At 43.1% G+C, this 274-nt stretch carries 1 pseudogene; it reads left to right on the top strand.

What is annotated here, in order from left to right:
• Positions 1-264: pseudogene (locus AC4MRN_RS19770) on the top strand (DUF2189 domain-containing protein); the annotation flags it as partial.
• Positions 265-274: the final 10 nt, after the last annotated feature.

Raw genomic sequence — 274 nt, 5'->3', positions numbered from 1 at the left:
ATGTTTTTCGTTACAGCCTTCACGCAACCTATATTAATGGAGCGCAAAGTTGATTTGGCGACAGCGGTAATGACCAGCGTAAATGCTGTATGGGTGAACAAGGTACCCATGTTTACCTGGGCTGGAATTATCTTCTCTATGGTAGCCATTGGTTTTGTAACCGGGTTCATCGGTTTTATTGTGCTAATGCCTATCTTAGGATTTGCTTCCTGGCACGGTTATATTGATGCGATAGAAACAAAACGCGAACGTTCCTACGTGTAAAATCCATAGC

The organism is Marisediminitalea sp. (assembly GCF_984433645.1).
Note: the sequence above shows the minus strand (reverse complement) of the source record. Positions and strands in the feature narration are given on the sequence as shown.